The 12853-nt window shown below is 40.3% G+C and carries 19 protein-coding genes; 6 read left to right on the top strand and 13 right to left on the bottom strand.

Translation table 11 applies throughout. From position 1 onward, the window contains the following. Positions 1–385 precede the first annotated feature (385 nt). The 6 genes from FM019_RS16685 (at position 386) to FM019_RS16660 (ending at position 8302) form a co-directional block, all read left to right on the top strand. The gene (locus tag FM019_RS16685; protein ID WP_143837104.1) at positions 386–1408 is read left to right on the top strand and encodes a patatin-like phospholipase family protein; all 1023 of its coding nucleotides are present in this window, start codon (positions 386–388) and stop codon (positions 1406–1408) included. Positions 1409–2619: 1211 nt separating this feature from the next. Further along, a complete protein-coding gene (locus FM019_RS16680) occupies positions 2620–3141 on the top strand; it encodes a DUF2726 domain-containing protein (RefSeq protein ID WP_143837103.1) in 522 nt (173 codons plus the stop codon). A 37-nt stretch (positions 3142–3178) separates the two neighbouring features. Beyond that, the gene (locus tag FM019_RS16675) at positions 3179–4486 is read left to right on the top strand and encodes an HNH endonuclease (RefSeq protein WP_143837102.1); all 1308 of its coding nucleotides are present in this window, start codon (positions 3179–3181) and stop codon (positions 4484–4486) included. 236 nt (positions 4487–4722) lie between these two features. Beyond that, positions 4723–5880, top strand: coding sequence for a hypothetical protein (locus FM019_RS16670; RefSeq protein ID WP_143837101.1), 1158 nt, complete (start codon positions 4723–4725; stop codon positions 5878–5880). 14 nt (positions 5881–5894) lie between these two features. Next, positions 5895–6686 carry a tyrosine-type recombinase/integrase gene (locus tag FM019_RS16665; RefSeq protein WP_143837100.1) on the top strand — a complete coding sequence of 264 codons (792 nt, stop codon included), beginning with the start codon at positions 5895–5897 and terminating at the stop codon, positions 6684–6686. A 14-nt stretch (positions 6687–6700) separates the two neighbouring features. Beyond that, entirely contained in the window at positions 6701–8302 is a 1602-nt protein-coding gene (locus tag FM019_RS16660; RefSeq protein WP_143837099.1) for a hypothetical protein, read from the top strand. A 97-nt stretch (positions 8303–8399) separates the two neighbouring features. Here FM019_RS16660 and FM019_RS16655 read toward each other — a convergent pair whose 3' ends face one another. The 13 genes from FM019_RS16655 to FM019_RS16605 all read right to left on the bottom strand — a co-directional run bounded on the left by FM019_RS16655 (position 8400) and on the right by FM019_RS16605 (position 12690). Continuing rightward, positions 8400–8939, bottom strand: coding sequence for a hypothetical protein (locus FM019_RS16655; protein WP_143837098.1), 540 nt, complete (start codon positions 8937–8939; stop codon positions 8400–8402). A gap of 175 nt (positions 8940–9114) precedes the next feature. Next, a complete protein-coding gene (locus FM019_RS21040; protein WP_260681650.1) occupies positions 9115–9249 on the bottom strand; it encodes a hypothetical protein in 135 nt (44 codons plus the stop codon). An 11-nt stretch (positions 9250–9260) separates the two neighbouring features. Then, complete coding sequence (locus FM019_RS16650) at positions 9261–9557, bottom strand: hypothetical protein (RefSeq protein WP_143837097.1); 297 nt, start codon at positions 9555–9557, stop codon at positions 9261–9263. 21 nt (positions 9558–9578) lie between these two features. Beyond that, the gene (locus tag FM019_RS16645) at positions 9579–9875 is read right to left on the bottom strand and encodes a hypothetical protein (protein WP_143837096.1); all 297 of its coding nucleotides are present in this window, start codon (positions 9873–9875) and stop codon (positions 9579–9581) included. Positions 9876–9888: 13 nt separating this feature from the next. Next, positions 9889–10281 (bottom strand): hypothetical protein, encoded by a 393-nt coding sequence (locus FM019_RS16640; protein WP_143837095.1) that lies wholly within the window; start codon positions 10279–10281, stop codon positions 9889–9891. Between the two features lie 11 nt (positions 10282–10292). Beyond that, positions 10293–10826, bottom strand: a complete 534-nt coding sequence (locus FM019_RS16635; protein WP_143837094.1) for a hypothetical protein — start codon at positions 10824–10826, stop codon at positions 10293–10295. Positions 10827–10836: 10 nt separating this feature from the next. Next, positions 10837–11097 carry a hypothetical protein gene (locus FM019_RS16630; RefSeq protein ID WP_143837093.1) on the bottom strand — a complete coding sequence of 87 codons (261 nt, stop codon included), beginning with the start codon at positions 11095–11097 and terminating at the stop codon, positions 10837–10839. A gap of 230 nt (positions 11098–11327) precedes the next feature. Further along, positions 11328–11558: a hypothetical protein gene (locus FM019_RS16625; RefSeq protein ID WP_143837092.1), complete on the bottom strand. Its 231-nt coding sequence runs from the start codon at positions 11556–11558 to the stop codon at positions 11328–11330. Between the two features lie 8 nt (positions 11559–11566). Further along, on the bottom strand, positions 11567–11722 hold the full coding sequence (locus FM019_RS20845) for a hypothetical protein (protein ID WP_185969322.1): 156 nt from the start codon (positions 11720–11722) through the stop codon (positions 11567–11569). Between the two features lie 12 nt (positions 11723–11734). Beyond that, on the bottom strand, positions 11735–11938 hold the full coding sequence (locus FM019_RS16620) for a hypothetical protein (protein ID WP_143837091.1): 204 nt from the start codon (positions 11936–11938) through the stop codon (positions 11735–11737). Between the two features lie 8 nt (positions 11939–11946). Beyond that, positions 11947–12225: a hypothetical protein gene (locus tag FM019_RS16615; protein ID WP_143837090.1), complete on the bottom strand. Its 279-nt coding sequence runs from the start codon at positions 12223–12225 to the stop codon at positions 11947–11949. An 18-nt stretch (positions 12226–12243) separates the two neighbouring features. Then, on the bottom strand, positions 12244–12435 hold the full coding sequence (locus FM019_RS16610) for a hypothetical protein (RefSeq protein ID WP_143837089.1): 192 nt from the start codon (positions 12433–12435) through the stop codon (positions 12244–12246). Positions 12436–12501: 66 nt separating this feature from the next. Then, positions 12502–12690, bottom strand: coding sequence for a hypothetical protein (locus FM019_RS16605; RefSeq protein ID WP_143837088.1), 189 nt, complete (start codon positions 12688–12690; stop codon positions 12502–12504). Positions 12691–12853 lie beyond the last annotated feature (163 nt).

Raw genomic sequence — 12853 nt, 5'->3', positions numbered from 1 at the left:
GTCTAATTAAAGTATTTACTCTGTAAACCGTTCCACAAGGTAACGAAAATGAATTCGGTCAGTTGGCGCAAACAGGATCTAAAATGCACAAACCACAAAATATCATTAGCACCACTTGCAGATACTTTTTTGTCTTCTAATGAGAGGTTTTGGCAAGTGCTGTCACAAATTAATAATGCAATGCTATTTCAGTGCACAAGGCATTTTGGATTAGAGAAAAGCCCTTGGCGCTTGTGTACCAAACCCATTTACATGTCGTCTTTCGACGAAATCCACGAATTGGTCGATAGCATTTCACACACTTTATGGCGCTTTGAACCAACCACTAGAAGCGCAATATGAATGACTCTTGTAATTAAGGTTAATCGACAAAAGAGGAAGGGTAATGAGTGTCCAAAAACCAAAAGTAATTGTGTCAATTGATGGGGGAGGTATTAGAGGAATTATTCCCGCATTGGTTCTGGCAGAAATAGAGCGAGAAATAGCCCAGAAAACGGGTGATCACACTACCTATATTAGTCATTATGTGGATTTGTTTGCTGGAACGAGTACAGGGGGGATCATCGCCTTGGGCTTAGCGTTAAATGATGGTTCTAAAAAGGGTAAACCCAGATATCAGGCTAGGGAATTAGCCAGCTTCTATTTTGACAGAGGCGAAGACATTTTTGATATCAGTTTTTCTAAAAAACTCACCTCATTGGCTGGCGTAATAGACGAAAAATACGACGCGGCTGACCTAGAAGAAGCGCTGGAAGACTGCTTAGGCACTGAATATCTATCAAGTGGGACCTTGTCACATGCCCACTGTTTAATAACGTCATACGATATTCGCAGACGCAGAATGCATTTATTCGATAATATCAATGCGGAAAAACCAGCAAATGATTTTAGAGCATGTGATGTCGCTCGAGCCACAGCTGCCGCGCCAACTTATTTTGAGCCAGCCAGAATCAAATCCAAAACCAACGTCCCCTATCCTCTGGTTGATGGTGGCGTATTTGCCAACAACCCCTCTATGTTAGCCTACGCTTTTGCCAGAGAGCAGTATAAGATCGGCGCAAAAGACATGTATATGATCTCAATAGGTACGGGACACTCTGAACAAGGTTTACCTTACAAAGAAGCCAAAGACTGGGGGCAGCTAAGATGGGCTAAGCCGGTTATCGATATCATGATGGATGGCGTGGCAGAAGCGACAGATTTTCAACTAAAGCAAATATATGAAACAGTGCAATTGCCGAAACAGTACAAAAGGATTCAAATCAATATTGGCAGCGATGCATCCTCTGAAATGGATGATGCTACTCCCGAAAATATGAACAATTTAAGAGGACTTGCTGAGAAGCTTATCGCGCAATCTGATATTAAACAAATTGCTTTAGATTTAGTGAGGTTTGCGTCATCGTAGCAGGAGTTTAAAGCAATAACTAACACCCTTGAATTGAGCCAGTGTTTTGGAGGTAGCAGTAACAACGGATCAGGCTCTAATCCTTTTTTGAACTCAAAAAGTGAAAAGAGTCAACTCTGCGCTAGCCAGGCGATGAGTTAAGCAATGAATACATCATGCTTAACAAGACGTTAAAAATAATCAAAACAGTCGACAATCTATACCAACACTCCAGACATCTGAGTCGAAAGTATATAGAAACACGCCTGATATCCTTGAGAGTTAAGCAACGTGATCCGCACACGTTGTTTAAAAAGGAGACCAACACTTGAGAGGTGACACTGAACCGTTATTCAAAGTAGATAAAGCAAGGCAATGCTGAGAATGAGTCTGCAAAACTCGATGCTTTTGTAGCATCGCACACTCCGCAAGTTTCACAAAAAGGTAGAAAATTGGGGTTTTGAGAATAAGGAAATGGAAATTTCTAAGGATATCAGGAAGATAATTGGTCGGTGTGAGAGGATTTGAACCTCCGACCCCTGACACCCCATGACAGTTAAGGAATTTTTATTTTTTTCTTTATATTCAACCAGTTAATGAATATTTTACGCAATATTCACCCCGGAAAACCAGACAATTCCGGAAATTACAAACCTTTTGGAATCAATGACTTAAAAATTTTGGACTACTGTATATTGGTACGTTAAAAACTTCAATCTTTCATGAAAAAAACGAAAGAAGTTTTCTTGGCTACGTAAAACCATTTAACCCAATCTTTGTAAACGTGGTTCGAAAAATATTCCGCAAACTAACTACGTAACCACCGACAATGTTGTTTCAACATTAACTTTAGTTTCAACGAAGCCTATATCCGTCGAAGACTTGAGCATTTTTCAGCTTTTGGTGGTCTTCCGCGATATTTTTGGCTTAGATCTTAGCTTCATTGCCTTATACGGGAGCACTTGAAAAATCAGATACCAGGAAAGCGCTAGAGCAATAAAAATAGTTAGCGTGAATAACAAGGTGTACATTTTATCCTCTCAATATTCTGCTGGAATGAAGAAACCTTCGGGTATCATTTCAACACTACGCGCTAATACGTCAAGTTGCTCAAAGACTTAAGCCAAAATAATCGATTTTATTGCTATTGGAGTTTCCATCCAAAAACCGTTAGGCTAACCGGGAATTAACTTACTCTTATCTAATCGATAGTCAAACCAAAAGGATTTGTAATGGACTTTATTGTAATAGTGGCGCTTGTCGCGTTGGCGCTCGTATTGAAATTCTCCACCCGCGAGAGCAAAACAGTTGAAGAGTCCGAAATACAGCACTTTAAAAAGGAGTTTTTAACAACGCAAAGTGAAAGAAAATTGTATTTTGCATTGAGAGAAGTACTTGGGAGCAATTACTCGATACATTGTCAAACGTCCCTCATTGCACTGGTTGAGCCAACGCAATTTAAGCACAAAAGTAAAGCCTGGTCTAAGCGAATGGATTACGTGATCACCGATACAAACACAAAAATATTAGCTGTGATCGAATTAGACGACCCTAGTCATAATCAACCGAAGAGAATAGCGCGTGACAAGTATGTCAATTGTGCCCTTAAGGGTCTTCACCCGTTAGTAAGATTAAAAACGCAGTCATACTACGACCAGGTTGACGTTGCCAAGGAGCTCTATTTACAAGCAGGAATCAAGAGTAAGAAACTACCTGTCGAATATACTCAACCACTAATTGGCGAACAACAATAATGCTGTTCAAACAGCTTTGTTTTGAAGGAAATGATCAATGAAGTTCTACAGTATTAAAATAGGCAAAACATATGACGAGGTGCAAAGACTGAAGTTTCTATGGGCACCTGTTAAATACGTTAATGGCAATGGAAAAGTAATTAATAATGCCGGTTGGCCTCAATTGGCAACCATGGAAGAAGGCGACTTGGCTTTTTTAATTAAGGACGGATTAATCGGCCAACTTGGGTTTGCGGCAAAGGATGCTTACATGGCACCAAGACCTCCAGGCCGAGCTTTTGATGCATGGAAAAAAGATGGTTATCGAGTCGATATAACCTTAAAAAATTTAGCAACTCCTATCTATTTCAAAGACTTTATTGACCTATTCCATGACCAGTACAATGAAACAAGTGAGCCGAGATTAATCTCAGAAAAGGGTGTGTTTACAGAAACGTATTCGAACCGAATTTCTACAGAGGCAGCTAAATTCTTATTGAGTCATATCCACGAATCGAACAATCAAGATTCAATCGTGTTTGCCGAATCCAGAATCGATTCAAAATTTCCATATTCAGCGGGGTATTCTTGGGAAATAAAATCATCAGCAACTTGTCGAAAGCTTTGCGACAAAACTATCTTATCCGATCTGGAAACTGGTATTCCAAAAGACATGATCGAATTCTTTTTAGAGAAGCCTTTGGACGAAGGTGAATCTAATGAAATACGCATACTACTCAATGAAGAACAAATAGCGCTCCCTCTAAAAAGAAAGCAGAGTGGACGGTACAATCTAAGACTCGCGGAAATCGCCGACCAAATAAATCTAACCAATCTTTCTATTAACGATTCTATTTGGTTCGAAAAGGACCCTGCAGATACGGGCTTGTTTCATTTGAGTACACAATCTAGAGACAAGAGTAAATCTGTCAAACCTAGGCAGCGAAAGAAGCCTTCTAAAACCGGTTCAATAAGCACTACACAATCACGAATTGGTCAAGACTATTTTAGAGATGAAGTTATGAGGTTGTGTAAAGGTGAGTGCGTAGTAACAAAAATTGCTGAACAATGGCCTAGCATTTTAATTGCGAGCCATATCAAAGCCTGGGAAGATTCAAGTGATGACGAAAAAATGGATGGTCACAACGGCTTGTTGTTGGCCCCTCACGTAGATAAACTATTCGACAAGCACTTAATAACTTTCGATAGAAATGGCTTTGTTGTTGTTTCAAAACGCCTCCCAAAAAGTACTTTAATTACCTGGAATATTGACACATCCAAGCAATATAAATTGACTAAAATGAATCAAAAATATTTGTCTTTTCACAGAGAGAAATTTGCGGTGAAAGAGAAAGGAAAATGTTAGAGCATCAATTTGCATGGAAATCCGTTAAAATATGATTTTTACGGAACTATACAGATTTCAGGGGGTATGTTATTGTTTTCAAAGGCACTGAAATGTGTGCGGTGTTGGACAGTATTACATCCACACTGCCCTTTTTCAGTCTAAAAAGCATAGTACAAATAATGCACAATGCCAAGTTGCTCGTGGTTCGGTAGTAAGCAGACTGGTCACTTATAATGATAAATTAAGGATGACACATGCGCACACTCTTAAGAATATTCTCATTTTCCACCATCACACTGATGACCTTAGCCGGCACCGCTGTGGCCAACGAATGCGTCGAATTAACCCGAGCGATGAAAGATGTGCAACTGAATGTGCGCACCAGCGATTTTCGCCAGTTTGTGTTTAGCAATTATTGCGAAGCCAATGGCAGCATCAAGGCCAGCACCAGTAGCGCTCAAGTCGAAGCCGTGATCAAGGAAATACCTGCAACGTTTACGGGCACCTCCGGCAGTAATTCCCAAAAAATGCAGCGCTTTTGTAGTAACTATGCGGTGGATGCTGAAGAGTACACGTATACGAATACCAGCTACGAACGCCTAGCCGATAATGCCTATGAGGCGATCAAGGCGTGTTATGCGTTTAATAATAACAACGCCTTTATATCCCACGCCATGCAAACCCTCAGAAAAGCGACCTTCACACTCGTTGCTGGTAATTCACCTATAGAAATAACAGGTATAAGTATCACGCCCAAAGATTCAGCTACTTGCAAAGGTCAGCTGCCCGACGCTGAGGCGGGCAAATCAGTCCCGCTTAATGAAGATTCCAAAATATCCGTCGACAAAACTTTTAATTTTGTGTGTGAACGCTCCCCAACTGCTACAGACGACAATGGCGATACGTTTACCGAAGCAGAGATCACCGTGTTAAACAATATTCAACCCTACAACGTGATCATGCCTGCCGATTTTCAATTTAATGCAGACAGAGCGTCTGAGATTGCCGGTTTATTGCAAACGATGCAAAAAAAGATGGATGCGGAATTGACCGCAGCAAACACCGCCATAGCATTACTGGAGAAAACGACGCTACAAACCGGTAAGTTTGTATTGCCACGGGATGCCAAATGCAACCGAGAGTTTGAAGTTAAATTCGGTACAGCATTTGCGACCACGCCCAATTTGTTTTTTGGGACCAAGCATGCAAAAGCGGTTGGTGGAGGAGTGGCACCTTACGTTGCGCCCCAAGTAAAAGTCAAATCCAAATCCAAAACTGGTTTTAAATTCAATTACTGTGGTATACAAGCTCACGGTGGAAAAGATGGCAATGCAGCTAGGTTAGGTGTGACTTACAAATTGGAGAAACACGACTCAATGTTTGATTGGGTTGCTGTGGCCATTGAAAATTAACAGGTAAACCACCCTTGGCCAATAACGGAAAAGCGCATGTGCTCACCGATGATGAGTGGACGACGGTGTTTGATGCTGTCGAACAGCGGCGCCACCCTGAAAAAAACGCCGCTATTATGCGCATTAGCCGTCATTTGGGACTGCGCGCCCAAGAAATTGCGTTGCTTAAAATGAAAGATTTGGTGAAGCTCGATACCCTTGTTGGTCACGCTGATAGAACGTTTACCTTATACCAGGTGTTAACGGTACCGGCCGATATCACCAAAGGCGCCAATGCGCTGCGCAAATCCAGTGCCCAGTATGAGCGTAAGCGCATATCCTTTAAGGTGGAAGACTTCGACAGTACAGTTGTAAAGATAGCCGCGTTAGCCAAAGCTGGTGCTGACATTGACCCATCGATGTTCTACCCGGCGGTCAACAAAAAACGCAAAACGCGCTCCCGCGAACTGCCCTTGGCCAACGACACTTTGCGCGACGTACTAACCCGTTACGTGCAGCACCGCTTAGATAAAGATCCCTATGTGAAACCCAGCGATCCCTTGTTTTTATCCCAACGCAAACGCTTTTATCATCCTAACTCACTCCAGGAGCACATGGCGCTGATGTTGCGCGGTTGGGCAGGCATTGAAAAAGCTAAATCTCATAGTGGTCGACGCGGTGTGGCCACCCATATTATTCATACACAAGGCAAGTCATTAAAGGTTGCACAAGGTATTCTTGGACACATTACGCCTGCCACGACAGTCGAATACGAAGAGCCACCTGAAGAGGCTAAAGCCGACGCGCTGAAAGCAATTGGAAAATAATACAAGGAAAAATAATGAAAAAAAATATCACAGTAATGCTACTTATACTCTTTGCAAGCTTTGGTGCGCAATCCGAAAACATTGTTTTTCAGCCGGGTATGACTGCAGATCTAGGTGAATCATTCGATCCTTTTGCTCCATTTGATGTTGGATCTCTTGGAGAATGCTTTGACGTTACTTATAAAGAAAAACCCCCTATCGCTCAAGAAAGTTACTCTGAAGGGTTTGTCAGTAGTTTTTCAGAGTTCTCTAAAAAGACAGGACTTAGTCTTTCCGCTTCAGGCTCTACCAATTTTGGTTTGGCTAAGGTCAGCGCTGCTGCGGACTACAAAGAGCAGAGAGAAATATTTAACGACAACAAAAGTATTGTTTATATTGTATCGGGCGTAAGATCATACAACTCTCAACGAGTAAAAAGAGTAAAATTAACCGACGAAGGGAAAGCATACTTAAGTGAGGCCAATGAGGAAAAGGATAGTCAATTGTTCTATCGACCATGTGGCAGAGGCCTTATTACGAGCGTTGTCAAAGAGACAAACATTAGCGTCGCATATGTCTTCACTGCGTCAAATAGTAAATATGTCGAAGAAATTTCGTCAGCAGTGTCCTTGGCCGTAAGTAGCTCAAAAGGCAAAGCTAACGCGGCAGTTAACCTCACATCTTCGGTGAAACAAGTTGACTCAACTGCAACCGTTTCAACCTACATCTTTCAATCAGGTACAATTGATAATACGCCATCGTTAAAAAGCCTTATTGGGCTAGAGCCCGCAGATATTTTGTCTGTTAGGCAATCATTGAAGGAAGCCATCAAAGCTATCAGCTGGGAAACCTCACAAATAAAATCATTCAATGTTGATAAGATATCCCGACATTTTGATATTGAAAAAGATCCTACTTTTAAATATATAGCTTCTCTATTCAGCAATTTAGATATCGCTAAGACAAACGCTGAAAAGTTAGTCGCGCGCTACATTCAAATAGAGGACGTTTTAGCCGCTGACGGTCTGGCAGGCTTTTCCATAAAGCCAGCATCAAAAACTGCTCTACAAGCAGAAAGAACCTCCATAGAAAAGCGATTAAATGACCTGTCGAATAAAACTCGTTTATGTTTCGATAATTTCGAAGAAGACTGTTTTATCCGTGCGATTGATATTGACACAACAATGTTAAAACACTTAAACATTAACTTTGGGCAATTCAACAAATGGAAAGCTCAAGCGTCTGGTTCATACGCTAACATACAAGAGCAAATACATAAAAAGGCAAATTATTGGCCAGAGTTTTCTATCTACAATATAAACTATATCAATAGGTTTGAATTTGTGCGCGATAGCGGTACCGTTTTAAAGGCGCTTGACCAAGAAAAATTAAAAAGCTTGATTTCTAATTCTGTCTTGGAACTGTCAGATGTTGATTTGCAAACAAGTGCTCAAGCGTATTGCTCGAGTGTAAAGTGGGGAGAAATCTGTGGCCCTGCAGCTGAGAATCTTAAGAATCACAAAAACGAATTAAAGCAGGCTTTCAGTTCCACTTCTTTCAGAGGTGTAATTGTCGATATTGAAGGTAACAGAATAGAATTACCCGTGCCTCGAATTAGTGAACAGAATTATAACTAACATCCACAATTCTATTGTTACTTATTAGATTTATAGTTAACGTAAATGCGAATTTACGTTAACTATAAATCACTAAATGACCTGTTTGATAATTGATTTATTCGGCCACACGTTCATTAAAGTATTCAATCAATTCGGCGAGATCAGTGCCGGCTCCACCCGTAATTACACCAGGCGCGTGTTTCAAATCACGTAACACATGCCAAAGCGGTACTGTATTAATGCCTAATGAACGCATCACTTCCAATTCGTACTCTTCTATGACAACGCCATGGACAAACATGAACTCCCATTCGCAGTCTGGCCACTTGGCATCTCTAACTTTGTTTTTATTGAGTGAAGTAAATTTTTTTTCAACCCAAGCTGCAACACTTTCTTCTATAATCGTTTTTGGGCGCTTTTTTGCGCTGTTCTTGGCTTTAGCAAAACTTGGTATGTGCTGTTTTTGTAATGGTGTTATATAGGCTACAGGTCGCAAGCTAACTTGCACTTCGACATGTCTAGCGCTAGCTTTATATGAAACACTTTTTACGCCGAGCAGGTCTATCTCTTGAACTCCAAGTTTAAGACCCCTCATGGTGAAGTAACCATTACGATTTAACCACTCATCAACAAGTGTTTCTGCTAGAAGTGCCATTTACTGCTCCTACATATTTTTTTGCAATAAATTACAATGTTTCCTATCGTGATATTTTCTTTTTAAATTCTTCAAATGCGACCATATTTGAGTCGCTGCACTCAATGAAATAACACATTGCAGTGCGCTTGGGTTTATTGTAATGATCAATCGCTACGTCTAAGCGCTTACTTCCCTATCCATGCTCATTTTTTAAAACGACTTCAAGCGAAATAGAAATTATTTCACCTCTATCCTGATCTACATAAACCAATAAGAATCTTTCTCCATCGCCCAATTCCAAAGGCTCTACAGTCTGAGTAAAATCCATTTTGATGTATCCTATCTGTTAAAAAGCATTGCACCCATTTCGAGTGACAACTTGATTAAAAGCATTTCCTCGGATTCTTTCTCTGAGATAATGAAAAACTGAAAGTCTTTGTTCATGATCAGCCATTGGTGCAATTGACTAGATATTTTATTAGCTGATGCACCCAAAGATATTCGTTCATAATCGGCACGCCTAGACTCAATCGATTTGGCTCTACCAATATAAACGAAATCAGCCAGAGTGGGTTCCACCACACCACTTTGACATATACCGTAAACGCCTTTTCTTGATGGACACACTCTAATCACTATGTTACCTAGTATTCACTGTTATTGGTTTGTTCTATTGAAAAACCTATCCCAAGCTAAAGCGCTGGCCGCAATCGACGCGGCTAACACGGCTCCATTTTCTTTAACTCTGTTATACAAAGTTAATGCTTGTCCCTGCTCAGCAGGATCAACAAAGAAAACTACATACAAACAAAAACCAGCTAACCAGCCCGTACAAATCGCCCAGATGATTTTGCCGTAATTAAATGGTTCTTGATCTTTCCTTTGTTCTATCAAATACCATACTGTTGTTGTAACAGCTATGAGGATAAAGGCTATCTTTGCTGCAAAATCCATTAATATTTCCTATTTACTTGACCATTGGATAGAAGAAAGGCCAGTCATACCATTTATTTGGTTTAACCGGATTGGTCCAGTCAATGTTGCTTAGAATCTGAGAAACTCTGTTAAGCGAATCAGAATGACTTGGGTGTGGAAAGAAACAACGAACTACACCAGTGTTTTCATCCTTGAAATTCAGCTCCAACCGATTATCGGAGATTGGCATCAATTGGAAATGTTTTTTTTGATATGCAATATTACGTATTAACAAGTCACCATAGCCTGTTTCTTCCACGGTGAGTTGGTTAGATAATCCACAATCAATAATGTGAGATATTATCTTACTTAAACACTCTGAAGCTCTAGAATTCTCTCCGCCTAACTTTTCTAATAATTTTTCCCAGTCTACTTTACCTACCATTTCATTATTTCCTATCCAACTTTTAGCAATTCAATGTCCCCAAAGTCTCGACCTTTAGATTTATTCAGCTGGAGCGCTTTTTCAACTAAAGGTTCAAGCTCGAACCAATAACTTTGATGCCTAAAATCCTTGCCCTCTTTGCGAACGGACTCAAGATATGGCTTCAATGTATGGTATACCTTGGGAATGGAGTAAAAATACAATTCACATATTGACTCTGGCACAGCACCACTTCCCATCAAACCACCTATCTGGTGTAAACATAAGCAAACTCTAGCGGCGATGGCTCTATCTTTAGGCTCCCAATCTTCATAATGTATTTTTTTGTTGTTGAGAGAATGGATATGCTGGATGTCGTCCCAATACTTCATCATCAAATTACTTGCTTGAAAATAGTTCTGCTCTCTGCGTGCTCTAGTAGCATTCTTAGCAATCTTAAAATTGATTCTAGCGGAGACCAATAACACTAAGCCTGTGCCAGCTGAAACTAGCACTGAAGCTATTTGTGCAATTACCACTAAACTAACTTCCATTCCATTTTCCATATGTCATTTCCTATCTCTGAAACTGAGTCTCAAAAGAGGCTACAGCGTGTTTTTTTAAAAATCTAGCTAGATTATCTAAGCGCCATGTTCTAAGTTCATCTACTCGCCCATGACGCATAGCATATGCCATTTTAGTGGCCGAATTTATTGCCACTACAACAAACTTTAAAGGTTCATCTATACTTTCTTGCGCGATCACTTTTGTGATGGTTGTTGTTTCAAGCTGACGAACAAATTCACCTTCTTTGACTCTATAGAATGCTTCTGCCATAAATCACATAATGCTGTATTGTTTATTACATTATGGCATATTGTTCGTACATTGTTTCCTATCGAGCGAATACGTTTGCGCAAGCAAGAACCCCTGCGGGTATCAAACTATATAGTGACATTGGTATCACTCCAAGAATCATCAGAAACCCGGTTGAAGCTATAGTCAGCATACTCAACGGTAAGGTAATTTTTCGTTTTAACATCATCCTGTTTCCTACATTTCTAAACTTAGTATTCAGCGCTTGCTCGGTGGTATATTGAACGGATAATTTTGTTCCAACCAATCTTTTTATTTACCCATGGTACCGAGGTAATAAGCACAAAAACAATCACCCCTAAAAACACTCCAGTAACCAGAGTAATTAGTATTCCGTATGGCTGTGTCACAACATAAGAACTAGATGTTGCAGTAATCACACAGCACAAATACAACAATGCCGCCTTTATCGAGTCTTTCATATTTTTTCCTATCTATCATCAATTGACTTTGATAGCGGTGATTTATTTGGGTTGTCCCATCCTGATTTATTTTTCTTCTTTTTACGTGCGAAAAAGCCAAGGAACCACATAAGTAAAATAACTGGCACAGCTATCAAAAGTATTACCACTAAAACATCGAGCATTATTGTTTCCTATCACTCAATTTCTACAAATATTTCTTCTGATCCACATGCTTTATTGAATTCTGTGAGTGAACAAAGGATCACAATCGGTTCGTCCTTTCCGGTGAAAAAAACCTTAGTTCTTTCCTTGCCATCCGATACAGCCATACAGATATTAGCTGTTCCTATAGTTGCGGCTATAGGCCCTTCCATATCAACCATAATAAATTTGGTCATCATGTCTCCTATGTTCGATTTTCAGTCTTTTGAGCCGAAGAATCGCGTATCATTTGAATATACATTTTAGCTCGCATTTTTAACTCAAACTTTCCAGAAGCGTCCATTAAAACACTGCCATCAGCACTCTCATATCTATCCTTGTATTGCTGTAGTTCTGCTTCCAATTTGGAGGCAATAGCTTCACTTTCTTCGTCTTCATTTGCCACTTCGATAGCAATCTCCAGAAATTTGATTCTTTCGTAAAGTACAACCTTTTCGCCGCTTCCTGATATGTGCATACTCATATGATCACTTCCTTTTTCCTACAACTTGAATTCTTCGCCAACAAGCCAATTTCTTAATGAATGCTTACTAATCTCATCGCCAGTTGCGGCATTTACTAATTGGCCATCCACTAACTTCTTTGCAATCAGCTTGGTGCTGGGATCTGAATGCCAATGAAGATAAACATAATCACCAGAAGTCAGTGTAAAATTGTCTGTAATGGTCTGCATGATGGCCTATGCTTCAAAACTAGTAGATGGGGGGAACGATGGAGCCCAGAACCCACCATATTCATCTCACCACTGAGGGTCCTTCATACCGCCATGACCTTTTTGAATAAAACATTTTCGTTTGGTACCGGAAAAACCAACATTGAATACGAAAGGGGCACTTTTGTTGTCACCCCACCAGTGCCAGTATGTGCCTGATTCTGTCGGTGGTTTACGAGTCCACTGGCCGATTGAAATAATATCATCGATGATCATTTCTTATTCCTGTGTTAGCGATTTGGTAAAATCAGCGGCAAACTTCGCCAAAATACAACTGGAATTTGAATCATCAGTGTCACAAAATCATATAACTCGATCAAGGCCCAAACTAAACCAACAGACTTAGCTGTTAATGCTGCCACCTACAGTAAGGTAAATT

The organism is Aliiglaciecola sp. M165, from assembly GCF_007197995.1.
In the GTDB taxonomy this organism is placed as follows: Bacteria; Pseudomonadota; Gammaproteobacteria; order Enterobacterales; family Alteromonadaceae; genus Aliiglaciecola.
Note: the sequence above shows the minus strand (reverse complement) of the source record. Positions and strands in the feature narration are given on the sequence as shown.

Coding starts and splice junctions, on each gene's coding strand:
- FM019_RS16685 (WP_143837104.1), top strand. CDS start 386: ATGAGTGTCCAAAAACCAAAAGTAATTGTGTCAATTGATGGGGGAGGT.
- FM019_RS16680 (WP_143837103.1), top strand. CDS start 2,620: ATGGACTTTATTGTAATAGTGGCGCTTGTCGCGTTGGCGCTCGTATTG.
- FM019_RS16675 (WP_143837102.1), top strand. CDS start 3,179: ATGAAGTTCTACAGTATTAAAATAGGCAAAACATATGACGAGGTGCAA.
- FM019_RS16670 (WP_143837101.1), top strand. CDS start 4,723: ATGCGCACACTCTTAAGAATATTCTCATTTTCCACCATCACACTGATG.
- FM019_RS16660 (WP_143837099.1), top strand. CDS start 6,701: ATGAAAAAAAATATCACAGTAATGCTACTTATACTCTTTGCAAGCTTT.
- FM019_RS16655 (WP_143837098.1), bottom strand. CDS start 8,939: ATGGCACTTCTAGCAGAAACACTTGTTGATGAGTGGTTAAATCGTAAT.
- FM019_RS21040 (WP_260681650.1), bottom strand. CDS start 9,249: ATGGATTTTACTCAGACTGTAGAGCCTTTGGAATTGGGCGATGGAGAA.
- FM019_RS16645 (WP_143837096.1), bottom strand. CDS start 9,875: ATGGATTTTGCAGCAAAGATAGCCTTTATCCTCATAGCTGTTACAACA.
- FM019_RS16640 (WP_143837095.1), bottom strand. CDS start 10,281: ATGGTAGGTAAAGTAGACTGGGAAAAATTATTAGAAAAGTTAGGCGGA.
- FM019_RS16635 (WP_143837094.1), bottom strand. CDS start 10,826: ATGGAAAATGGAATGGAAGTTAGTTTAGTGGTAATTGCACAAATAGCT.
- FM019_RS16630 (WP_143837093.1), bottom strand. CDS start 11,097: ATGGCAGAAGCATTCTATAGAGTCAAAGAAGGTGAATTTGTTCGTCAG.
- FM019_RS16625 (WP_143837092.1), bottom strand. CDS start 11,558: ATGAAAGACTCGATAAAGGCGGCATTGTTGTATTTGTGCTGTGTGATT.
- FM019_RS20845 (WP_185969322.1), bottom strand. CDS start 11,722: ATGCTCGATGTTTTAGTGGTAATACTTTTGATAGCTGTGCCAGTTATT.
- FM019_RS16620 (WP_143837091.1), bottom strand. CDS start 11,938: ATGACCAAATTTATTATGGTTGATATGGAAGGGCCTATAGCCGCAACT.
- FM019_RS16615 (WP_143837090.1), bottom strand. CDS start 12,225: ATGAGTATGCACATATCAGGAAGCGGCGAAAAGGTTGTACTTTACGAA.
- FM019_RS16610 (WP_143837089.1), bottom strand. CDS start 12,435: ATGCAGACCATTACAGACAATTTTACACTGACTTCTGGTGATTATGTT.
- FM019_RS16605 (WP_143837088.1), bottom strand. CDS start 12,690: ATGATCATCGATGATATTATTTCAATCGGCCAGTGGACTCGTAAACCA.